The following is a 22,843-nucleotide window of genomic DNA, read 5'->3' on the forward strand; positions in this document are numbered from 1 at the left end:
GACAGATAGGTCGTCCTCTATATTTGCACAAGTTCTTATTAAAAATTCATGCACAATTGCCTTCTGGATGATCTCCCGAAACTCCGTTCTCCAAGACCCAAATTTTATAATCAGGAACGACACTCACACTTGACAGCGGCAGGAATTGGAGAACAGAAAGGGAACGAATTGTCCGTTTCCCGAGTCTGTTCGATGCCATGCGCCACACCAATATCATTGCCGAATTGCGCGCCCGCATCGCAGAGGTCGAGGGCGTGGCCGCGCGCCATGCGGTACTGCCGTTCGGTGTTGACGCGCTGGATCGTCACTTGCCGGGCGGCGGGTTGGCGGCGGGCGCGCTGCACGAAATCCTGGGCAGCCCCGATCTGGCCGATGATGCCAGTGCCACGATATTCCTTGCTGGCATCCTGGCCCGTACCGAGGGGCCGGTCTTCTGGTGCTTGCGCTGGCGCGACCTCTTCGCGCCAGCGCTCCACCTTGCCGGACTCCATCCTGACCGCGTGATCCATGTCGAGGCCGGCAGCGACACCAACGTCCTCCTCGCTATGGAAGAATGCCTGCGACACCCCGGCGTCGCCGGCGTGGTGGGCGAAGTCACCAAATATTCGACCACCGCCTCGAAGCGCCTGCAACTCGCGGCGGAGGCTTCGGGGGTAACCGCGTTCGTTTTCCGCCGCGCCTCAAACCCCGACGCCATCGCCGACGGGACGGCGGCGGTCACGCGGTGGCGAATCGGCGCCGCGCCGAGCGAAGCGCTCGGCATTCCCAGCTTGGGGCGGCCGCGCTGGCAGGTGGCGCTGGAGCGCGTTCGCGGCGGCGAGTCACGCAATTGGATCGTGGAGGGGTGCGATGCGCAGGGTCGTATCGGTCTATCTGCCGCACTGGTCGACCGACCGGCTGCGGCGGAAGACCGGCAACGCGCCGCCTGACCGGGCGGCCGCGGATGCGCGGCCGGCCTTGGTCACGGCGATCCCCGACCACGGCCGGCGTGTGATCGCCGCGGTCGACGCGCGGGCGCGGGCGCTCGGTATCGCGGCAGGGATGACGGTGACCAAGGCGCGGGCGTTCGCCGACACCATCGAGGTCGTCGATGCCGATCCCGCAGCCGATCTCGACGGCCTGCGCCGCCTCGCGCTCTGGACGGGCCAGCGCTATTCGCCGATCGTCGCGCCCGATCCGCCCGATGGACTGTGGCTCGACATTACCGGCTGCGCCTCGCTGTTCGACAGCGAGCGAGCGCTCGTCAAGGATCTGCATCGACGCATCGCGGCGTTCGGGGTGGCGGTGCAGATCGCCGTCGCCGACACCGCCGGCTGCGCGCACGCCGTCGCCCGCTACGTTCCGGCCGGGCGGCCGGTTACGATCGAACCCGGCGAGCATCGTAAGGCGATCGCGTTGCTGCCGGCCGCCGCGCTGCGGCTCGAGCCCGGCGTGGTCGACGCGCTGCGCAAGCTAGGCTTCGATCGCATCGAGCAGCTGATCGGCGCGCCGCGCGCACCGCTCGCCAAGCGGTTCGGCCGCGCGCTGTATCGCCGGCTCGACCAGGCCCTTGGGTTAGTGCGCGAGCCGATCGAGCCGATCTTTCCCGACCAACTGCCCCGCGCGCACCGTGGTTTTGTCGAGCCGCTGCTGACCGCCGATGCGTTTGCGCACGTCATCGCCGATCTGACCCGCGATTTGGCCGGCCAGCTAACGAGGGAAGGGCAGGGCGCGCGCCGGCTGGACTGTCATTTTCACCGCGTCGATGGGCAAGTGCAGGCGATCCGGGTGGGCACGGCAACGCCATCGCGCGAACCCGCGCATCTTGCCAAGCTGCTGCGCGCAAAGATCGAGACGGTCGATCCGGGTCTCGGGGTCGAGGCGATGACGCTCGTCGCCCCGCTCGTCGATCTGCTCGACCCGGTGCAGCGCGAAGGCCTGGCCGATGCGGCGCGCCAGCGCCCCGATCTGGCGACATTGATCGATGCGCTCGCCAATCGCTTCGGGCAGCGCCAGCTCTATCGGACGGTGGGGCGCGCCAGCGCCATGCCCGAACGGTCGATCGGCGCCGTGCCCGCGCTGGCGACAACCGGCGGGCAAGCTTGGAATAGCGATCTGCCGCGGCCGAGCCGCATGCTTGCCGCGCCCGAGGCGATCGACGTCACGGCGATGCTGCCGGACCATCCGCCGGCGATGTTCATCTGGCGGCGCAAACGCTACCGCGTCGCCCAGGCCGACGGACCCGAGCGCTTGCACGGCGAATGGTGGCGCGAGCAGGGCATCGAAGCCGATCGCCCCTTCACCGTGCGCGACTATTTCCAGGTCGAGACCACCAGCGGCGGCCGATACTGGATCTTTCGGCTGGGTGACGGCGAGAACCCGGCGACGGGGTCGATGCGCTGGTTCCTGCACGGCGCGTTCGCGTGAGGCCTGCGGCAGCGATCGACGGCGGGCCGCCGGGCTATGTCGAGCTTCAGGTCACGACGCATTTCAGCTTGTTGCGTGGCGCGTCGTCGCCCGAAGAATTGTTCGCCGCGGCAGCCTTGCTCGGCTTGCCCGCGCTCGGCGTGGTCGATCGCAATTCGCTCGCTGGGCTGGTGCGGGCCTGGGATGCCGAGAAAGTGACCGGCGTGCGCGCGATCGTCGGCTGTCGGCTCGATCTGACCGACGGGACGGCGTTGCTCGTCTATCCAACGAGCCGCGTGGCCTATGGCCGGCTATGCCGGCTGCTCAGCATCGGCAAGAGCCGGGCGGGGAAGGGGGCGTGTCACCTTGACTGGGCGGATGTCGAGGAGTGGAACGAGGGGCTGATCGCGATGCTCAGTCCCGATCGCGCGGATGCCGGGGCGCAAGCCGCGCTGGCCCGAACCAAGCGCATTTTTGGCGACCGCGCCTATCTCGCGCTGTCGATCCGCCGCCATCCGCGCGACGCGATCCGGTTGCGCGACTTGGCCGCGATCGCGGCGGCGGCGCACGTGCCGACCGTCGCCACGGGCGACGTGCTCTATCATTCGCCCGACCGGCGGCTGCTGCAGGACGTCGTCACTTGCATCCGTGAAAAGTGCACGATCGACGACCTTGGCGACCGCCGCGAACAATTCGCCGACCGCCATCTCAAAACTACATCCGAAATGGAGAGATTATTCCGGCGCTACCTCAAGGACGTCGGCCCGGTCGCCCGCAGCGTCGAGCTGGCGGCGCGCTGCAGCTTCGGACTGGGGGAGCTCAAATATCAATATCCCGACGAAATCCGCGTGCCCGGTTGCACGCCGCAGCAGGAACTCGAGCGGCTGACGTGGGAGAAGGCGCCCGAGCGGTATCCCGAGGGCCTGGACGGCAAGGTCCGCGCGCAACTGACGCACGAACTGAAGCTGATCGCGAGCCTCGATTATGCGCCCTATTTCCTGACCGTTCATTCGATCGTAGCGTTCGCGCGGAGCAAGGACATCTTGTGCCAGGGCCGCGGCTCGGCTGCTAATTCGGCGGTGTGCTACGTGCTCGGCATCACTTCGATCGATCCGGTGCGCTCCGAATTGCTGTTCGAGCGGTTCGTCTCGGCCGAGCGCCGCGAACCGCCCGATATCGATGTCGATTTCGAGCACGAGCGGCGCGAGGAAGTGATCCAGTGGATCTACGAGACCTATGGCCGCAACCACAGCGCGCTGACCGCGGTCGTGACGCGGTTCCGCGCGCGCGGTGCGGTGCGCGAAGTCGGCAAGGCGCTCGGCCTGTCCGAAGACATGACCGCGGGGTTGGCGTCCTCGGTCTCGGGATGGAGCCGCGAGGGCGTCGAGGAGAAGCATGCCGAAGAACTCAACATGGATCTCGGCGATCGGCGGCTCGCACTCACGCTCGACCTCGCCAAACTGCTGATCAACACGCCGCGCCATCTGTCGCAGCACCCCGGCGGGTTCGTGCTGACCAGCGACCGGCTCGACGAACTCGTGCCGATTGAGCCCGCGGCGATGGAGGACCGCCAGGTCATCGAGTGGGACAAGGACGATATCGACGCGCTCGGGTTCATGAAGGTCGACGTGCTCGGGCTGGGCATGCTGTCGTGCATGCGCCGCGCGTTCGAATTTCTCGAGACCGACAAGGGGCTGAAGGTCGACCTCGCGACCATCCCGGCGGAAGATCCGGCAACCTATGCGATGATCCGCAAGGCCGACACGCTCGGCGTCTTCCAGATCGAGAGCCGCGCGCAGATGGCGTCGATCCCGCTGATGGCGCCGCGGACCTTCTACGACCTCGTCATCCAGGTCGCGATCGTCCGCCCCGGCCCAATCCAGGGCGACATGGTCCATCCCTACCGGCGGCGGCGCAACGGCCAGGAGGAAGTGACCTACCCGACCCCCGAGCTGCGCCGCGTGCTCGAAAAGACGCTGGGCGTGCCGTTGTTCCAGGAGCAGGCGATGCGCGTCGCGATCGAATGCGCCGGGTTCACGCCTTCGGAAGCCGATCTGCTGCGCCGCGCGATGGCGACGTTCAAGCTGACCGGCGGGGTTTCGCATTTCCGCGACAAATTGATCGATGGCATGGTCGCGCGCGGCTACGAGCATGCCTTCGCCGAGAAGACTTTCAAGCAGATCGAGGGGTTCGGATCGTACGGCTTCCCCGAGAGCCACGCCGCGAGCTTCGCGCTGATCGCCTATGCGTCGTCCTGGATGAAATGCCATCATCCCGACGCGTTCTGCGCCGCGCTGCTCAACGCTCAGCCGATGGGGTTCTATGCCCCGGCGCAGATCGTCCGCGACGCGCAGCGGCACGGGGTCGAGATAAGGCCGATCGACGTCAATGCCAGCCGCTGGGATTGTACGCTGGAGGAAACGGCTGGCCGATACAAAGCGGTACGCCTCGGTCTTCGCATGGCGCGCGATCTGTCCAACGCCGACGCTGCGGCGATCGTCGCGGCGCGCGGTGACCAGCCTTTTGCCAGCATCGAAGAAATCCAGCGCCGCGCTGGCGTCGGGCGCGGCGCGCTCGACCGGATCGGCGACGCCGACGGGTTCGGCTCGATCGGGGCGAGCCGACGTGCGGGGCTGTGGGAAGTGAAAGGGCTGGGGGACGCGGCGATGCCGTTGTTCGCCGCGGCCGACGAGCGCGATGGCAAGCTGCGGTTGGAGGCGATCGAGCCGACCGTCGTTCTTGCCGAGATGGGTGAGGGGGCCGAGGTGGTCGAGGATTATCGTGCGTCGGGCCTGTCGCTGCGCGCGCATCCGCTCGCGTTCCTGCGCGACGAATTGCGCGCCCGGCGCATCATCACGTGCCAGGAGCTCCAGACGGTGCGCGACGGGCGCTATGTCGAGTTGGCCGGTATCGTGCTGGTCCGCCAGAAGCCGGGCTCGGCCAAGGGGGTGATGTTCATCACGCTGGAGGACGAGACCGAGGTCGCCAACCTCGTCGTCTGGACCAAGGTGTTCGAAGCCAACCGGCGAACCGTGCTCGGCGCGTCGATGATGGGGGTGCGCGGGCAGGTCCAGCGCGAGGGCGAGGTGATCCACGTCATCGCGCATCGGCTCGACGATCTCTCGCCCTTGCTGGCGAGCGTCGGCAACCGCGCCGACGTGGCGGATGTCTACCGCGTCAGCCGTGCCGACGTGGTCAAGAACGGGCTCGGTCCCGACCCGCGCGACCCGGCCGAACGGCCGCTGGGGAAGGGGCCGCGCGACATCTACATTCCCGATCTGCGGCTGGGGTCGGGCATCATCCCGGGCCAACCGACCGAGGGGATCAAGATCAAGCCGCGCGATTTTCGCTAGCGCGAAATTGTGTTCGGTGTTTGTTCGGTGGTAGGCGGGGCCGGTCGAGTCGACTGAAGGAAGGCCGAGCCGTATGTCGAGGCTCTACACGGCGATGGCGGGATTGGTGGAAATCGCCGAGCATTTCGGCGCGGACATGCCCGCGCCGGTCGCCGTTCCGACCGAAGTGATCGAAGGCAATCCGGGACTAGTGGTGCTGCAGGGCAGGGACCGCCGGCTCCTGAAGAACATGAGTTGGGGTTTTCCCCGGCTAACGCGCGAGATGCGGCTCCACGGCGACCCGCCCGGTCGCATCGGTCTGGTCGCCGATCTCACCAATCCGATGTGGGAGCATATGGTGGTCGAGCCGCGCTACCGTTGCCTCATCCCGCTGACGCATTTCGCCAACCCCGACGGTGAGCCCGGCGAAAAGACCCGCACCTGGTTTTCGGTGAAGGATGAGCCGCTGGTCGCCTGGGCCGGGTTCTGCCGCAACACGCCCGAGTTCGGGCCGGTCTATGCGGGCATGACGATGACGGCGAACGGGATGGTCGAACCCTATAATGACCGCATGCCCGTACTGCTCGCCCGCGACGAATATGATCGCTGGCTGCACGGCTCGATCCAGGACGTGATCGCGTTCCAGTTCCGGCCGCCGATCGCCGATGATGGCATGGCAATCCTCAACACACAGGACCGCTGGAAGAGCGGCAAGTTGCCCGTCGGGATCCAGCCGCAGATGGCGTTGCTCTAGCCGCGTGCACGCTCGCAATTCCGTGTTAGGATGCGCCCATGTGCAATCTCTACACCGTCCGTAAAAGCGCGGCCGAGGTCGCGGCGCATTTTGGCGTGTCGGCACCGGTCCAGCAGTTCAACGCGCCCGAGGAGAGCTATCCGGGATCACCCGGACTGGTGGTCCGCGAGGAGGATGGTGCGCGTATACTGCAATCGATGACCTGGGGCTTTCCGCTGCGGCTCAAGGGTATGAAGCCGGAATCGAAACCGAAGCCGGTCAACAACATCGCCGACGTCAGCAAGAACATGTGGATCGGGCTGGCGCGAAAGCCTGAATGGCGCTGCCTGATCCCGCTCACCGGCTTTGCCGAGGCCGAGGGGCCGAAGGGCTCGAAGACGCGAACTTGGTTCAATGTGAAGGACCAGCCGATTTTCGCCTGGGGCGGGCTGTGGCGGCAAAGCGCCGAATGGGGCGATGTCTATTCGGGGGTCATGACCGACTGCAACGAGGCGATCCGCCCGGTCCACGATCGCATGCCGGTGTTGTTGCAGTCGGACGAATACGAGCTGTGGTTGCATGGCAGTTTCGACGACATTGTGGCTTTGCAGAACCGCTGCTTCCCAGATTCCCTCATCGAAATGTCACGCACCAGTGAGCTATGGTCGAAGCGAAGTACCACGGCTCATACGCTCCCAGCAGAATCGCTGATTTGAAGAGACCATCGCGCGCGCCACAAGCGCAACTCAACATACTTTCTCGATGATAAGGGAAAATAGGCTGCCTGCTCACGCTCAAGCCGGGGACTCGAACCTAGATGGCGCCCAAAAAGCTTAGGAAACCGAGCAGCGTCAACAAGGCGAGCAGGGTCATTTCGAACTCTTCCGAGGTTGGGCGTCTCATTGCCGGCTTGACCGCATCAACCCGTCGAGCGCTACCGCGATCTGCTGCCAGCGCTCTACACCAGCTTCGTCGCCTGAGATTGCTAGCCCACCCAAGCGTTCGGCAACCTGGATTGGCGCGTCGTCGCCATACCGCTTGTGCATCGCGAGAGCCTCGGCCAGTCTCCACTCGGCGTCCGTCAGTGCCATTTCGCGAACGCGTCCGGAAAGCCTCCTAATCACGCGCCAGCGATGATTGCGGTTGCCACCCACCAGCGGCGTTCGGGATGCGAGGATTTGATCGACATATCCCGATGATGCCGATCCCATTTAATCTAGGAAAGCGGAATGTTGAGTCGGTCATGGCTGCTTTGCGCCCAAAAAACGGTCGTGGAGCCAAGCTTACCTTGCGCCTAGAACCGGCCGTTGGTTCATGGCGCTCGAGGCGTCAGTCGAATCGTCGACGTCAAGCACGAAGGCGGCAGTTCACGGTTCGCCGCTTGATTTACGGCTTTCGGCGGTAGCACCTGTATAATCACCATGGATGCTATCGCCGACGGATGGGTGGGAATGTCAGGTGTCTAGGCAATCGATGTTGACAATGTCAGATCTTCGCATCATTTAAATTGCGGGGAGTACGAATCGATGAGCGATGGCCCGTACAAATCTCTTCCGATGAAGCCTCGTTGGCGGCATGCGGCAAAGTGCGCTTACAAAGAGGCGTTCTCGCAAGAGGAGATCGTCGAAAGTGTGACGCGCGCGTCGCACGCCGACTGGCGCGCCGAAGTCCGGCAGGCACTTGTTGCGTCGGTCAATTTCGTTGTTGCTCCTTTGGGCCAGCAGGCGCTCTTCGCGGACCAGGTTCTGGCAGACTTGGCTGCGCTCCGGCGCGGCTGCGCGTCGCCGCTGGAGGCGTCGTTCATCCGCAACGCGATCGATGCTGTCGCAACCGGACGCATTGGCGGCGATGCCGTCCAGTTCGCCGCCGAGGAAGCGCTCTCAGACCGCTTGCTCTGCAATTACCGTCAAGTCGAGGAGCATGTCCGCCGTGACGACAGCATCCGCAACGCGGAGTTCGTGCGGAACCGCTTCGAGTCGGCGCACCGCCAAATCGATTTGTCCAGCCTGGCGCGTGCCGCACTGCGGACGGGCGAGCCGCTGACGCGCCGCGCTCGCACCCAATTCACCGATCTCGACGCTGGAGTTCCGCTATGACCGGCCGCACCTATCATGCCTCACGCGAGACCGCGTTCGTGGTCGATGCGATCGAATTCGACGCGGACGTTCGCGTCGGCGCGACCGCCGCCAAGCTCGGGTCTGCCATCAATCTCTCAATCGCCGGGCTGGAGAGTTATTTCTATACCGGCTGGCGTCCAGAACTGGTCGACCTTCTCGTCGTTGCGGCCGCTGTCGAATATTGCGATCTTAGCGTCAAACGCGCGGCGTGGGGCTGGGCGCGCTCCTTCGACCTGCGTGTCGCCGTCCATTCGCTCGATCGCTGGGAGGATCCCGCAGTCCACAATGCGCTTGAGGATGCTCTAGCGTTCCTAACTGGCGATCATTGGATCGTCAGCTTTGTGCAACGCGCGCGCGATATCGAGCGCGTGGGACAGGGCTCCCTCGGCTTCGACGTGCGTGACCGCGTGATCGTGCCGTATAGCGACGGTGTGGATTCCCGCGCTGTTTCGGCGCTCGTCGACGATGCCGAAAAGGGCGGGCTCGTGCGCGTCCGCCTCGGCACTAAGGGCGCCGACACTCACTCCAAGGATCCTCGCGAACGCCGCTTCATGTCGGTGCCCTATCAGGTGCGGTTCGATGTCGGCCAAAGAGTGGAATCGTCGGCGCGGTCGCGGGGCTTCAAGTTCGCGGTGATCACAGGCATCGCTGCGGCGCTCGCCAATGTAGAGCGGATCGTGGTGACCGAGAGCGGTCAGGGCGCCCTTGGTCCGATCCTGGTTACCTTGGGGCAAAGCCACCCCGACTATCGGGTTCATCCCGCGTTTACGCGTCGGATCGAAGCGCTGTTCGAAGCCTTAACCGGGAAGACTCCGCACTATGAGTATCCCCGCATCTGGTCGACCAAGGGCGAGACCGTCACAGCGGCGCAGAATCTCGCGCAGCCGCCCAATTGGGCGAACACCCGCTCGTGCTGGCAGGGTGCTCGGCAGGTAAGCTTCGAGCACAAGCGCCGGCAATGCGGTATCTGCGCTGCCTGCATGTTGCGGCGCCTTAGCATGCATGCGGCCGGCGTTGACGAGCCTGCCGCCAACTACATCTGGGAGGACTTGTCCGCCCCCGAGATCGAGAACGGCGCAGTAGTGGGATTCAAGCTGATGACCCCGTCGCTCCGTGACCATGCCATCGCCGGTGTACTCCACCTCGACCATCTGGCCTCCCTTCCCGATTCTGCCCTCCACCGTCGCGCGGTTGCACGCGTGGCCCGCGAAACCGCCGACGCCCTCAGGATGCCGGCGGCAGAGGCTGAGGCAAACCTCTTGGCGTTGTTGGCGCGCCATCGCGCCGAATGGCTTGCGTTTCAGGAGAGCCTCGGGCCGCAATCGTTCGTCGCCAAGCTCGCGCAGGTCTCACCGTGGCAGCGGTGACAGGCAGCCTGACCCCGGAAGCGCTTGGAGAGCTGCTGCGCGACGCGAGGGAGAATGCGAAGTTTACCCAAGCTGCAGCGGCGCAGGCGCTAAATGTCGCGCGCACCACGCTGGTCGCCATCGAGCAAGGGCAGCGCCGCGCGCGTCTTGAGGAGCTTCAGAAGCTTGCCGCGCTGTATCACGTCTCCCTCAACGTGCTGCTGCGCCAGGGGGGCGCGAAGGTCGATTTGCGCCCGCGATTCCGCCGAGCCGGCGAAGCAGATGCCGAGGTCGAAGAGGCCGTCGCTCTGCTGAACAGCCTCGTCCAAGCGGAGTTGGAACTTGAAAACCTGCTCGGCATCAAACGCGCGCGCAACGACCCGCCGGAGCGCCCCCTGCTACCCGGCAACGTCTTGCTCCAGGCCGAGCAGGACGCGAGCGAGCTGCGCCAGTGGCTGGGGCTTGGCATGGCACCGGTCCACGACATGGTCAGCCTACTTGAAGTCCAACTGGGCGCGCGTGTCTTCGTTCGGCAGTTGCCGGCTCGGATTTCGGGGCTCTATGCGTTCGACGAAGTTGCCGGTGCCTGCATTCTATTAAACGCCTTGCATCCCCGCGATCGGCGCACGCAAACCGGGGCACATGAGACCGGCCACTTCATTTCGACCCGCCGCGCACCGGATGCGCTTTATGCGGATTCGCCTGAAGCTTCGCGGGAAGAACGCTACGCCAACGCTTTCGCGCGCTGCTTTCTAACGCCCGCCCGAGCGGTTGCCGCTCGCTTTCAGGATGTCACCGCCGGTGCCGCGCGGCTCACTCGCCGCCATATCATTATTCTTGCACACGCCTTCGGTGTGTCGCGCGAAGCAATGGTGCGAAGGCTCGAGGAACTCGGCCTTACAAAATCCGGCACCTGGGACTGGTTTAAGGAGCACGGCGGCATCACCGACGAGCAAGCGCGCGAAGTGCTCGGCGACGCGATACCGCCCGATCCAGCTAAAACCGATGCCGCACGGCAAGTGTCGATGCGCATGAGCCTCCTGGCGAGTGAAGCGTGGCGGCGCGGTCTTCTGAGCGAGGGGCAGTTGGCACGCCTTCTTCATATCGACCGCATCGAAGCACGCGAGATGATCGATGAATTTAAAGCGGAAGGAGCGGTCGACGATGAGTCACCAGTCCTCCTGGCTTGATGGGGCGGCATCGCTCGTCGGCGATGCCAGCGTCTGGATCAACCTCGTCGCGACAGGCTGTGCCGAGGCCATTCTCCGATCGTCGCCGGCGGCACTGGTGATCACGACGACCGCGCTCGGCGAGCTTGAGAACGGGCGCGCGAAAGGTCGGCAAACTGCCGCCGAGGTTGCGAGGCTGATCGAGGTTGGTTTGATCCGCGAGGTTTCACTCAGTTCTACCGACGAAGCTGTGTTTCTCGAACTCGTCGCTGGTCCTACAAGCCACACACTTGATGATGGCGAGGCGGCAACGATCGCATATGCGCTCGGTTCTGGAGCGAGCGCGCTGATCGATGAGCGTAAAGCCACCGACTTGTGCGCCGACCGCTATCCCGCGCTTATCGTCATGAGCACGACGGATCTGCTTCTCGCCGATCCGATCGTGTCGTCCTTTCAGCCCGATGGTCTCAGCGAATGTTTGTTCCTGGCGTTGACGGTCGCGCGTATGCGCGTCCCTGAGCGCCATCTTGCTGGCGTCTGTGAACTCCTAGGGCCGGATCGTTGTCGAGAGTGCCGCAGCCTGCCCGCAGCATGGCGGCAATCGGAGGCTTCGCGCCTGACCGGCTAAGTTCCAGGACTTGCGTCGGGGGGCGCAACCGCTCTTCATTTGGACTGCGATGATTATGCGCCAGAGGGTGAACAATTCGCATGGCAATAGCCAGTGCTGATGCTCAAATCTCGGGCATCCTACCCAGATGCGGCACCGAGCGAGTCCCCTTGCGATCGATGAGGCGGCTATATTCGACAATCAGAAGCTTCAGCGGCGCGTCGAAGGCCTCAAGCAGCTCCTCAACGCGGTGGCGCTCGGGCGCCGATTTCATCGGCGCCTGCTCGTTCATCAGCAGATACAGCTCCCCAGTCAGCATCTCCGCACCTTCCTTGAGCCGGTCGAACAGCCCGATCAGCTGGGCGGTGTTGGGCGGCGCGAGCATCAAGGTGCGGTCGAGCAGTTTCATGCCGGTCCGGATTGCTTCGGCATGATGCTCACGTCGGGTCACATCGTGGAAGAAGGGGCGCGACCGGTCCTCGAGCCGTAGCAGGGCATCGAGCACCGGCTTGGCGCGATCGGCGATGTCGGCCCGGCGCTTGCGCCCTTCGACCCATAGTGCACCCGCAATGGCGAGACCGGTGCCAAGAATGCCGCCGAAGAACTGGAGAACGTCGCCGGCAGACAGGCCGCCGCGCGCCTGGAAGCCTACCACCGCCAGCGCGCCGAGCGTTCCCGCCGCTCCTCCGATCATGGCAAACGCTAAAGCGCTGAGCCACCAGGACCATGACAGTTTCGGCAGCCTTATCCGCATCCCGTGCCTCCGCTCATACCTCAAGCAACTCTCACCCGCGCCGCCCCGCACCGCTGCCGGCTTGGCTCATCCCGATCGGTCATGCCGCTCAAGCGGGGGTCCGTCTTCAGATCGACAGCCCGACTTCCTCCAATACGAAAGCGGCGCGCCGGCGATCCTCGCTCGAGATGACGTGTTGGGCAAAGCCGGGACATTGATCGGTCGAGGCATCGACCAGCCGGGCCAGCAATCCGAGGCTGCGTCGCTGCTGGCCGGTAAGCGCGCCCATCTCGCCTTCCAGTTCTCCGGGCGGCGTCCGCCCGACATGACTGAACAGCTTGCCCATCAAACCCGCCAGCGGATCGGACAGCTGGATGCCTGGCTCGGCCAGCGAGTTGGCGAAGCGATAGTGCCGGAACGGCGCGCCGCCTTCGGAAAGGGGATGCGCTTCGAGCCAGGCCTCGACCTGCTTTTCGTCGTCGAGGATGTGCCGGGCATGCTTGAACAGGCACAGACGGTTGAGGAAGAACTGGCCGAACCCGGCGATCAGCAGGTTCGGAGTTTCCTCTTCCAGATACGGCAGGCTCTCCAGGCCCCGCGCGATCTGCAGCGTGCCCTTGAGCATCTGATAGGCAAAATGCTCGAGCCATGGTTCGCAGCCCTCGACGATGTCGAGAAGCTCGGCGATGAAGGCGCTGCGGCGTTCCGCGCCGACATTGGGATAGTCGTAGCTCGCCAGCAATCGCGCGGTGGCGTCCACATCCTCGCGCAGGATCGTATAAAGCGCGTCCTTGAGCAGGAAGATCGCCGGATAAAGCTGCGGCTGCTTGGCTTTGTCTAGGATCGAATCGATGATGTCGACGATCGACCAGTAGAGCAGGTCGATCGCCTGATAATGGACGAGCATGTCCTCGACTGTCAGCCATTCCAGGAAGGTCTCGACCTTGGGTGAAGCGAGCAGGTCGAGAAAGCCGCCCTGCCCGAGGTGCTTGAGCTTCAGCTCCTTTGCGTTCGCCTGCAATCGCAGCTCGGCGCGGAGCTTTTCGATGTTGATCGGCCGCGGGTCACCGCGATGCACGATCCCGCCCAGCACGAAAATCTCGGGCCGCCGGATGTTCATGCCATACGGCGTCAAATAGAGCTTCCGGACATTGTTTGTTTCGTCAAAGTAGAAGCAGTAGCGATCGTCGATTCCCGGCAACGGATGCGCCATAAGGATCGGCGTGCGCATGGCGTCGATGTCGATCACCGTCCGTGGCAATGCTTGTACTTACGCTCGGAGCCGCAGGGGCATTTCTCGTTGCGGCCGATCTTCACGCGCCTTGCGGGAAGCTGTCGCTGCCCCCGCCGCCGGTCAAACAGGACCTGGAGGTCGGCGGGGATCTCCACCTGCCGCTGGGGCGGCCCGCCGAAACGCCGAAGGTTAGCAATCATCCGGCGCTGGTTTTGAAATTCGGCTCGATGGTTCGGGTCCATCGCCTCCTGATACGGCAGCAGCCGCTCGACCTCGGCGTCGGCGGCGTCGTGAGCGCCGTCATAGGCAAGGACGACGGCATATTGCCCCCGTACCGGCAGCGTCCAGGACACCAGGCCCATGGCTTGTATCATCGGAAGGATGTTGGTCTCGAGCAGCTGCCGCGCGCCGGTAAAGTCGTGCATGCCGACAAATTCATCGACCAGATCCTGTCCCACCCGCACCATGGATTGCGGTGCCCGCGCCAGCTCGTAGAACTTCATCGCGTGGATGCGCTGCAGCGGCGTTCGCTGGCCAAGTGCGCCAAGTGCCTGCGCTTGCAGATCGAGCGTATCGGCAAGATGCTTGAGGGTATCGGTCAGCTCGCCCCGGGGCTTTGGAAGCAGCGCCTGCAGTTCCGGCGCATTGCGTCCCATCACATCGGCCGGCGTCAAGCCGAGTTCACCATAATATTCGCCGGTCAGCTGGACGGCTTCCTCTGCTGCGACCTGGAGTTGCCCGAGCTTGAACAGTGCAAGCGCTCGATTGTACCGGAAGACACGGCGATGCTCGGAGCTGTCGGGCAGCCGCGCCTCGACTTCATCGAGCATCTCGACCACGCCGGTGGGATCGTCGGTCGCTGACATGAGCAGCATGCCCTTCATGCCCCACGCCATCCAGGCATCATTGTCGAGCTCATGCTCCCCCAGCAGCGCGCGCATCGCGGCGATACGTGGCGCGGCTGCCTCGACGTCGCCTTCGCGCAGATCATTGAAAACGAGCCCGTCGAGCGCCCAGAGCCGCGTGTCCGCGTCGACCTCCTCATCCGCGGCAGCCGCGATGAGAAAGGGCTCGATCTCGGGCCAGACTCCCATTTCGTGGAATAGCTCGTCGGTTGCGAACTGCACCAGGATTTGCGCCTCACCGAGCTGGCCGAACAGGCGGATCAGCAAACTGAGCTTCGCCACGCTCCAGTCGCTGCGGATCGACTGCACCATCACGCCGCGCAGTGACCGGCGCGCGTCCCGCTCGAACTCGGCGCCCCGCGCCGCGACATCGCTGCGCCCGAGCAGACGGACCGCATCGTGAATCTTGACTCCGGCATTGCCGAACAGCTCGAGCGCGCCGCTGGCCGGAAGATCGCGCACGCGCTGCGCCGCCGCCCGCGCGTCGATGCCGAGCGCTCCCTGCAGAAACGCCGACGCCTCGTCGCGCGACAAGGCAACATCCGCGAGGCTGAGCAGGGCAACGGTCTCGCGCTGCGCAGGCGGCAGGCCTTCGAAGGCGCGCCTCAGAATGATCTCCTGGGCAACCTCGACGATATGCGTCTGGCCCTCGATATCGGCGCAGAAGGCCGCGATCGAGCCACTATACTCGCGCGCGGCGACCGTCGCGGCGTTGAGGACGTAGAACGGCAATCCGCCGGTAAGCCGCGAGAGACGTTCGCAGTCGGCATAGTCCGCCCGACATCCTGCGTCGCTTGCCGCTGCGGCGATCGTGTCCTCGTCCCAGCCGCTGAGCGTCTCGGCACCCACATCGAGGCTGGCTTCGAGTACCGGCGTTTCGGCACTAGGCTGGCAAATCAGCAGAAAGCTGAGATGGCGCGCGCGGTCGACGATAGAGCGCAAGTCTGCAGCGGGTACGCGGTGCGCATTGTCGATGACGACATGGGCTTGAAGCCCCTCCTCGCCCAGCTTGACGCTAAGTGCGCCCAAGGTGTCGAGCCCGCTTGCGCCGGTGAACAGTACTTCGCCAAGCCGACTGCCCCGGCGGCCGAACATTCGGGCAGCGACTTCGCGAGCTACTGCGGAGGCCAGCGCGGCACCGGGGGTTTCGACAACGTCGAGATAGGTCACCGGCGTGGCGGAATGAACCACCGCTTCGGCGACCCATGCCGTCTTTCCCGCACCTGACAGGCCAGCGAGGATTCGTACGCGATCCCCGGTGAGCAGCGGCGGCTCGTCCATCTGTGCCCGGTAGTGCAGCGGAGGTGCGGGCAGTTCTTGCATCTGCACGACCAGTTGCTCGAACAGATCGGGCAGCTCTTCGCGGGAAAAGCGATGATCCTGGCGTGGCGCGCCGCCAGCGCTCGCGAGCATGACTAGGCTGGCAAGCTTCCAGGTAAGCGTCTCCGGCCGCAGCAGGCCGAACTCCAGCGCTCCGGCCAGCCCGGTGCATAGCGCCGCAGCCTCGAATAGATCGCGCGGTGGTCGCGGGATAGCCGGATCAATCTGCGCAACGCCGTCCGGCCAAATCAATGCGACATCTGCGGGCCAGTCTTTGGCGGCGCGCATCGCCGCAAGCGATTCCGAGGGCCGCGCGTTGCTGACGATGGCGAACCGCGCCTCGCCGTCACGCTGGCCCGGCGCATGCTCGGCACGAATAGCTTCGAACCGCGTCAGCGCGTCAGCGACGTCGGCGGGTGCAAGCCGTTCCTTGCGATACTTGACCTGAAGGTAGAGGCGGCGCCCCGCGAGCACCAGCTCGATATCCTCGTCGGCCTCGACTACAACACCGAGCACTTGGGCCGGGCCAGCCATGAGCAGACAGGCCACGGCGAACAAATGCTGATAGAGAAAGCCGCGATGCACCGACTCGATACGCACCAGCTGGCGCGCATCGATTACAACTGGTGCACTGGCGGATCGGGACATCTCTAATTCCGGAGAGTCATCTCTTAGTGCTAACAGGTTCTATCACGATAGGGCCTCGCTTCAATGGTCGGATGAGAGCCGTAGAAGCAGTACCTAACGCAGTGAAGCTTCCCGTCGGTCTTGTCCGGACTGCAAAGCGTTACTGACCGGATTTCGTCAGCTTACGCACCTTACTGGATGAAAGCTGCCGGACTGCTAGCGGCCCAATTGCCGACATTCGCGCGATGGCTGTTATGCTCCCAATGTCGGTCGTCGAACTAGTAGGCCTAGTAGGCGGCTCACCCCAAAACCTGACGTTCGCTAAGATCGGTCTGCGACCGTCGCAATGCGCGGCTTGGGCGCCTGAAAGGCCTCTGTCGTTAACCGCCAAACGACGGGGCTGAGGGCAGCCAAACTTTCTATCGTCGCCCGTTTTATCGATAACCCTATCTCGCCACGCGAAAGGTTTGATGCGAGCCTTTCAGGTCGCGCGCGGTGTCGACCGCGGCGGGGCGGCACGCGGTCCCCGCTATTCTGCCGCGACCGTCATTTCCTCCCGGGCCGCCGCGCGAAATCCCAGTCCCGTGCCGGGATGCGCCGAATGTTTGCCCCTAAGCGCAAGATAGGCAGGCGGCACAGCCGTCGGGCGTTCGGCGGGTGGTGGGGTACCGGCTGCCATCCGCTGGAGGCTGGGCGCGGCGGTCGCCAACGGCAAGTGGAGCAGTTGCGCCTTGATCGCGCGCGCCAACGTCTCACCGAGGAGTGAGGGAACTGCATTGCCGAGTTGCTTTTGCGCGTCGCTCACCGAGCCGAGCACGACGAATTCGTCGGGAAAGGTCTGGATCCGCGCCATTTCGCGCATGCTCAGGCGGCGGTTCGTCCAATGAAACGGTCCGGTGGCGGGGCCGGGCTGCGCTTGCAACGTCCAAGCTGGCTGGTCCTTGGCGAGCTTAAGCAGGAACGACCAGAACCGTCGGCGCCAGCCAAACAGCGGTTCGCCATCGCCCCGGTCAGTGTGATACAGATAATTCTGCCCCTCTGGGATCGAGGGCAGCAAGCCCGCCCATTTGCCCTTGAGCGCAAGTGACGCCGCAGCCGGCGCCGGCAGATCGTACAGCGCGTCCCACGCCGTCAGCCAGCGCGGCCGCTCGTCGCCGGGAAGCCGGCGGCTCGGATCGACATGCGTAGCGGTCGGGAAGTGAAACGGTGCCCCATCGCGTGCCGCGACAACGAACAGCCGGCGCCGCACTTGCGGCACGCCATAGTCGGCGGCGTTAAGCACGGTCACCGCGGGCTGATAGTTGGTGCCGTGCCGGGCGTTGATGCCGGCCACCGCGTCGCGGATGCGCGCTAGGCCTTCGTCCTTGCCCCGAAACCCCAAGCCCTCGACATTTTCCAGCAAGAAAGCGCGGGGGCGCGCGTCCTCGAGGATCCGTAGATAATGGTCGATCGTGCTCGCCCGCGGATCGTCAAGCCGGCGGGCTTCACCGGTCGCCCAGAACCCCGACTTGGAGAAAGGCTGGCAGGGCGGCCCGCCGATCAGGATGTCGGCGTCGCCAAGAGCGAGCCCGGCCGTCGCGAGCAGTTCGTCGGTCGAAACCCGGCCGACGTCGCGCGCGATGATCGGCCAGTCGCGATTTGCGGCGAGCGTCTCGACGCAGCGGGCATCCATTTCGACCGCGACCGCGGTCGTAAAGCCGGCTGCCTCGAACCCAAGGTCGAGCCCCCCGGCGCCCGTGAACAGACTGATGGCGGTGAGAGGTCGCATCATGGCGACCGTAGCCGCGCTGCCGCCGCTTCGAAAGCCCGGCTGGCGTCGGCGGTCCAGCGATGATCAACGAGGACGCCGTTGTTAAGCTTGCCTGGGCAGCCGGCGCGAGGGTCGAGCAGCCAAGGATCGACGTAGCGAAACTCCCATTGCTCGGTGATCGCGTGAAGGCATCCCGCGACCACGTTGAAGTCGGTCGGGGCATAATAGCGCGAGCAGGGATCCGATTTTGCTGCGCGCGTGCGCTGGAAGTCGATCCGCGCGAGCCCGGCCGCGTTGGGTTGCCGCAGCACGTTCTTACACTCGATCAGCAACGACGGCCCGTTGCGCCATCGTATCTTGAGATCTGCACCGCCTTCTTGGTCGAGCCGCTCGCACGCAGTGATCCCTGGTGTGCGCTGGAGAACGTCGCGCAGCTTTTCCTCGGCTACCCAGCCGCGCACCGCCATCTTCAAGCGCCGCGCGCTAGCGATCAGCTCGAGGATCTGGTCGGGCTCGAGTTCAAACTCGGCGGCGAGCGGATGGATCGCCGCGCCGGTCTCACCCGTCGCCTGGGCTGCCGTGAGCGGCGTCGCGAATAGGTCGCGGCGGTCAGCGAGCAAATTGCGATCGCCCGGCGACAGTCCTTGCGCGGCGCGTTCGAACCGGACGAGGTCGAGAAATGCGTCCCTAGTGCCGCCGACCAATGTCTCATAGCCATAGGTGCGTTCGCCCGGGAGTAGGTCCTTGCGCCCTCGGCTCTCGCGTTCCCAAGCGTACCAGCTGTTGCGCTTTATCGCCTGGGCATGGCGCTCCTTGAACTCGAGGCGAATGAAGAAGCGCGTCGGATTGTGCACCTCGGGGTCGGCCGCGACAAAGAATCCTTCTTTGGTGTCGATGCCGAGGAAGAGGGTAGTGTAGAGCCCGAGCGGATCTTGAAACAGCCGGTGAAGCTGCTTGTCGTCGGGGCCGTATTTGATCTGGAAGCTGCGCTCGTCGGCTGGCCGGTTGACCTTGGTCGGCGATTCATTGGCGAGGAACGCATAGGCGACAACGCCCATCCGCTCGCCCTCCCGCGTCTCGAACGTGATGACGAACGGCGCCTTGCTCGGATCGGGCGCGTGCAGGATTGTGCAGCCCGCCGCGCGCAGGCTGTCGAGCATGAACTCAACGAGCGGCGCGCGCGCGGCACGCTGTACGGGGTAGCGGCGCAGTCCGAGGATCATCGCCGGTCGCCCCTCACCATCACGGCGTCATGCGGCATAGAGCGCGGCGGCAATGGCGGCGGTGCGCTGCTCGATCTGGGCATCGCCCCAGTCGTCTGCCGCAGCGAGCACGGGGTCCATCGGCAGCTTGGAGGCGATCATGATCTGCTTCTTCTCGGGAAACGGCTTATTCTTCAATTTGCCGTTGAGGTCGTCGGAGACGAGCACGAGGTTGCCGATGGTCGCAAAGCCGGTCAACGGTGCGGAGCCCGCCGGATTTTGCGGGCCGATGTGCTCGATCGTCATCTTGCCGTAGTCGATCGCCGCGTCGGCGCGCACCTGCCGGTCAAACCGCTCGAGTACGTAGCGAATCAGCCCCTTGTTGCGCGTCTCGGTGTTACTGTAGCCCAAGTCGTCGAACCCGGTGGCGAAGGCTTCCTCTTCGGGTTGACGCGCCTTCAGCTTGGCGATGAATTCGCGCAAGCCCTTGGCGCGCTTCTGGGCGTCGTCCTCGTTGGTTAGGTCGCGCGCCGCCGCGGCATACATAAACGATACCCCGCCTGACGACGATAGCCCGGCGACCGCGGTGTGCATGAAATGAAATCGCTCGATCGCATCGAGCGTCTCACGCGCCTGCTTGAGCGAAATGCGTTTGTCGCGATACGCGCGCAGCAGCGATAGTACCATCGGGGTCGGCTGGCGGACCTTGAACACGGTCAGCGCGCGCAACGACCGCTTGAGCGGTTCGGCCTCGTTGTCCCACGGAAAATTGTCGGGCTCGAATATCCTCCGATACTGCTCGACGTCCTCGACCATCGCATCGAGCATTGCCGACGCGTTGACCTTGGTCACGCGCTTCTTAATCTTGTCGAACAGCGTGCGCTCAGGGGTGTAATCATAGCGCGAGAGCCAAAAATGATGGAGATAAGTCGACGCGTCGATCTTCGCCGAGGACGCCGCGATCTGGTCCATCAGCGCTTTCCATTTGAGCTTGGCCGGATCGACATCCGCGTTCTTGGGCCGGATGAGCTTTGTCAGGAGGTTCTTGATCAGGTCTTTGGGCTCAAGGTCTTTGCCGCGCGTGTTGAGCGTCTCGAACACGATATAAGCATCGTCTTCATTGTCGAGCTGGACGATGATCACCTCGAGACCGAGCAGCCGGTCGCGCGCCGCTTCAAGATGCTTTCGGATCGCGGCCTTACGCTTCGCGCCTTCGAGGTCGGCCGCCGCTTCGGTCAGCATTGCCTTGTATTTCTCGCGCGCGAAGTCGTAGGCGCTCTGGATGCCTTTCTCTTCGTCGGTTGGCTCGATCGCAATCTCAGGGGCGCCGAGCTTCTGCACATATTCCTGAAGATAGGGGTAGGAGGTTTCAGTCAGCAGCACGTAGCGCTGCTTGTTGGCGATATCGTTCCGCTGGATGACGTTCTGAATACCGGCGGCGAGGTCGTTTTCGCCGGCCTCGAGCAAGGTGTCGCGCAGCGCCGACAGGAAGATCGTGATCGTGGTGAGCCGCTGCTGGCCATCGACGACATAGAGTTCCTGGTCGCCCTTGTCGCCAAACATCACCATCGAGCCGATGAAATAACCTTCCTTGCCGCCCGCGACGGCGTCGTTCCAAAACTCCTCGATATTGCCCTTGTCCCACGAATAGGGACGCTGGAACCGCGGAATCTTGTAGAAATTGGCCTGGAATAAGGTGCGGATGCGCTTGTCGGTGGGTGTGATGTTCATGACCGTCTGGTCTCACACCGGTCGATTCTCTCCAAGCAAAATGCGCAAAGCTAGTGGCTTCGGGCTGTGACTGCGTTCGCCATCGAGCGGCACGACTCCCGCCTCGCCAAGCGAGCCGAATCCGCCCCTGCGACCTCGGGCGCAAACTTGGCGTCGGCGGCCCCAAGGTGCCGCGCAAACTTATTTTTGACACGCGATGACCAACGCGACCTGCTGCCCGCGCTGACGCCCAACGGGCATGTTTGGTCATGCTTGCCTGGCAGATTGCCGCTGCCAGCGTTAGAAGTCTGCAGGTCCCCGGCCGCCCGGCTGTTGGCCGCAAACTTCCACTCCCGCCTTTCGATGCGGTGACGCGCAACGTCGAAGTCGTCGGTGTCGGACTGCACGCCTTTGACGTGGTGGACCGAGATCGCATCGGCGTTGGCACGCATGCACGCGGCATCGCTGTGGCAGGTTTCACCGATGCTGGTTCGGAAGCTGACAGGCCGCAACCGGCCCAACAACTGCCGTCTGTCGTTCGGGTGGTTGTGTCGATCGGCGACCTATGTGTCTTTTCGACATGCCGCGCCGATCAATGTCGGCATCGACCAGCTTATCCTTGCTAATCGTCGTCGGCTCGCCGAAGATTCCGATATATGCGGACAGACTTAGACCACTTGCCAGCGGTGCAGCAGGGTGAATTGGAGCGCGTCCAAGGCGTGCTGATGGAGGAATTTTCCGAGGCGATTTCCGGCGCCACCACGGCTAGCCGCAAGAACGGCAAGATTCTGAAAATCATCCTGTTCGGATCCTATGCGCGGGACGACTGGGTCGATGAGCCAGCAAATGGGTACCAGTCGGATTTCGATCTGCTCGTCATCGTCAACCATGACGACCTAACTGACATTGCGCACTACTGGTATGTCGCTGAGGATCGCATCCTGCGCGACGGCAATATTGCGCGGCCAGTCAACATCATTGTCCACTCGCTCGACGAGGTGAACCAGTCGCTCAAGCGGGGCGAATATTTCTGGGTCGATATCGCGCGCGACGGGATCATCCTGTACGAATTGCCCCGCCACCCACTCGCGACGCCGATGCCGCTCACAACCGTCGACGCGCTCAAAATGGCTGAGGGGTACTTGGCGGAGTGGTAGCCGAGTGTTGATCGTTCCCTGGCCACGTCCACTTCTCAAGTTGAAATGGGCAGGAGTGATCAGGGTTGGCGTAAGGACGCGGCGTTCACGCTCCACCAGGCAACAGAGCGCGCGTACATCTGTTGCCTGCTGGTGCGGACGCTGTATTTCCCACGCTCGCACAATATCAAATTCCTGCGCTCGCTCGCCGAAGACGGCGAGCCGCGGCTGATCGACGCATGGCCGCGCGACAGCCGTATCGATCGGAGACGCTTCCAATTGCTGAAGCGGGCCTATGTCGAGGCTCGCTATTCGACGGCCTACGAAATCAGCCCCGACGAACTGATCGCGATCCTGGCGTCAGTGCGCCAGCTGCGAGATATCGTCGAAGCCGTGAGCCTGGAGCGCATCGCGGCGTTGCGCGAGGCGGCAGGAGGCTAAAGTCTCTGCTGCTTCGGTCCGCAAAGGGCTGCTACGCCCCTCGCTGCACCCTGTAGATTCGAAGCGGATTCGCAGAGTCCAAGGCCGTCGGGAACT

Annotated in this window: 18 protein-coding genes; 11 read left to right on the forward strand and 7 right to left on the reverse strand. The window is 64.2% G+C overall.

The window, feature by feature from the left end:
* Window positions 1–197: 197 nt before the first annotated feature.
* From VH326_RS03645 to VH326_RS03665, 5 genes are all read left to right on the forward strand, one after another.
* Window positions 198–929: a damage-inducible mutagenesis protein gene (locus tag VH326_RS03645; protein WP_329630435.1), complete on the forward strand. Its 732-nt coding sequence runs from the start codon at window positions 198–200 to the stop codon at window positions 927–929.
* On the forward strand, window positions 850–2,406 hold the full coding sequence (locus VH326_RS03650; protein WP_329630436.1) for a DUF6504 family protein: 1,557 nt from the start codon (window positions 850–852) through the stop codon (window positions 2,404–2,406). The genes VH326_RS03645 and VH326_RS03650 overlap by 80 nt, the downstream gene beginning before the upstream one ends.
* Window positions 2,403–5,738, forward strand: a complete 3,336-nt coding sequence (locus tag VH326_RS03655) for an error-prone DNA polymerase (RefSeq protein ID WP_329630437.1) — start codon at window positions 2,403–2,405, stop codon at window positions 5,736–5,738. Before VH326_RS03650 ends, VH326_RS03655 begins: the two co-directional genes overlap by 4 nt.
* A 73-nt stretch (window positions 5,739–5,811) precedes the next feature.
* The gene (locus VH326_RS03660) at window positions 5,812–6,471 is read left to right on the forward strand and encodes an SOS response-associated peptidase family protein (RefSeq protein WP_329630438.1); all 660 of its coding nucleotides are present in this window, start codon (window positions 5,812–5,814) and stop codon (window positions 6,469–6,471) included.
* Between the two features lie 38 nt (window positions 6,472–6,509).
* Window positions 6,510–7,166 (forward strand): SOS response-associated peptidase, encoded by a 657-nt coding sequence (locus tag VH326_RS03665; RefSeq protein ID WP_329630439.1) that lies wholly within the window; start codon window positions 6,510–6,512, stop codon window positions 7,164–7,166.
* A gap of 183 nt (window positions 7,167–7,349) precedes the next feature.
* On the opposite strand, the gene VH326_RS03670 is transcribed toward VH326_RS03665, so the two are convergent.
* Window positions 7,350–7,541 (reverse strand): DUF6961 family protein, encoded by a 192-nt coding sequence (locus VH326_RS03670; protein WP_329630440.1) that lies wholly within the window; start codon window positions 7,539–7,541, stop codon window positions 7,350–7,352.
* A 435-nt stretch (window positions 7,542–7,976) separates the two neighbouring features.
* Here VH326_RS03670 and VH326_RS03675 point away from each other — a divergent pair, with 435 nt between their 5' ends.
* Genes VH326_RS03675 through VH326_RS03690 form a run of 4 tightly spaced genes read left to right on the forward strand, consistent with a single transcriptional unit; the run spans window position 7,977 to window position 11,710 of the window.
* On the forward strand, window positions 7,977–8,546 hold the full coding sequence (locus tag VH326_RS03675; RefSeq protein WP_329630441.1) for a hypothetical protein: 570 nt from the start codon (window positions 7,977–7,979) through the stop codon (window positions 8,544–8,546).
* Window positions 8,543–9,934: a 7-cyano-7-deazaguanine synthase gene (locus VH326_RS03680; protein ID WP_329630442.1), complete on the forward strand. Its 1,392-nt coding sequence runs from the start codon at window positions 8,543–8,545 to the stop codon at window positions 9,932–9,934. The genes VH326_RS03675 and VH326_RS03680 overlap by 4 nt, the downstream gene beginning before the upstream one ends.
* Entirely contained in the window at window positions 9,922–11,103 is a 1,182-nt protein-coding gene (locus tag VH326_RS03685; protein ID WP_329630443.1) for an XRE family transcriptional regulator, read from the forward strand. Before VH326_RS03680 ends, VH326_RS03685 begins: the two co-directional genes overlap by 13 nt.
* Window positions 11,078–11,710, forward strand: a complete 633-nt coding sequence (locus VH326_RS03690; protein WP_329630444.1) for a hypothetical protein — start codon at window positions 11,078–11,080, stop codon at window positions 11,708–11,710. Before VH326_RS03685 ends, VH326_RS03690 begins: the two co-directional genes overlap by 26 nt.
* Before the next feature lie 103 nt (window positions 11,711–11,813).
* Here the strand turns inward: VH326_RS03690 and VH326_RS03695 are convergent, their stop codons facing one another.
* The 6 genes from VH326_RS03695 to VH326_RS03720 all read right to left on the reverse strand — a co-directional run bounded on the left by VH326_RS03695 (window position 11,814) and on the right by VH326_RS03720 (window position 21,191).
* Complete coding sequence (locus VH326_RS03695; protein WP_329630445.1) at window positions 11,814–12,443, reverse strand: hypothetical protein; 630 nt, start codon at window positions 12,441–12,443, stop codon at window positions 11,814–11,816.
* A gap of 106 nt (window positions 12,444–12,549) precedes the next feature.
* Entirely contained in the window at window positions 12,550–13,671 is a 1,122-nt protein-coding gene (locus tag VH326_RS03700; RefSeq protein ID WP_329630446.1) for a DUF3800 domain-containing protein, read from the reverse strand.
* Window positions 13,668–16,481, reverse strand: a complete 2,814-nt coding sequence (locus tag VH326_RS03705; RefSeq protein ID WP_329630447.1) for an SEC-C metal-binding domain-containing protein — start codon at window positions 16,479–16,481, stop codon at window positions 13,668–13,670. The genes VH326_RS03700 and VH326_RS03705 overlap by 4 nt, the downstream gene beginning before the upstream one ends.
* Before the next feature lie 556 nt (window positions 16,482–17,037).
* Window positions 17,038–18,276 carry a DNA cytosine methyltransferase gene (locus tag VH326_RS03710; protein WP_329630448.1) on the reverse strand — a complete coding sequence of 413 codons (1,239 nt, stop codon included), beginning with the start codon at window positions 18,274–18,276 and terminating at the stop codon, window positions 17,038–17,040.
* A complete protein-coding gene (locus tag VH326_RS03715; protein WP_329630449.1) occupies window positions 18,276–19,481 on the reverse strand; it encodes a hypothetical protein in 1,206 nt (401 codons plus the stop codon). Before VH326_RS03715 ends, VH326_RS03710 begins: the two co-directional genes overlap by 1 nt.
* Before the next feature lie 27 nt (window positions 19,482–19,508).
* Window positions 19,509–21,191, reverse strand: a complete 1,683-nt coding sequence (locus VH326_RS03720) for a DUF262 domain-containing protein (RefSeq protein ID WP_329630450.1) — start codon at window positions 21,189–21,191, stop codon at window positions 19,509–19,511.
* Between the two features lie 635 nt (window positions 21,192–21,826).
* Between VH326_RS03720 and VH326_RS03725 the strand changes: the two genes are divergently transcribed.
* Together VH326_RS03725 and VH326_RS03730 are read left to right on the forward strand one after the other, a co-directional pair.
* A complete protein-coding gene (locus tag VH326_RS03725) occupies window positions 21,827–22,327 on the forward strand; it encodes a nucleotidyltransferase domain-containing protein (protein ID WP_329630451.1) in 501 nt (166 codons plus the stop codon).
* 45 nt (window positions 22,328–22,372) lie between these two features.
* Window positions 22,373–22,747: a HEPN domain-containing protein gene (locus VH326_RS03730; RefSeq protein WP_329630452.1), complete on the forward strand. Its 375-nt coding sequence runs from the start codon at window positions 22,373–22,375 to the stop codon at window positions 22,745–22,747.
* Window positions 22,748–22,843: the final 96 nt, after the last annotated feature.

The sequence above is a fragment of the Sphingomonas sp. genome (assembly GCF_036269755.1).
Lineage (GTDB): Bacteria > Pseudomonadota > Alphaproteobacteria > Sphingomonadales > Sphingomonadaceae > Sphingomonas.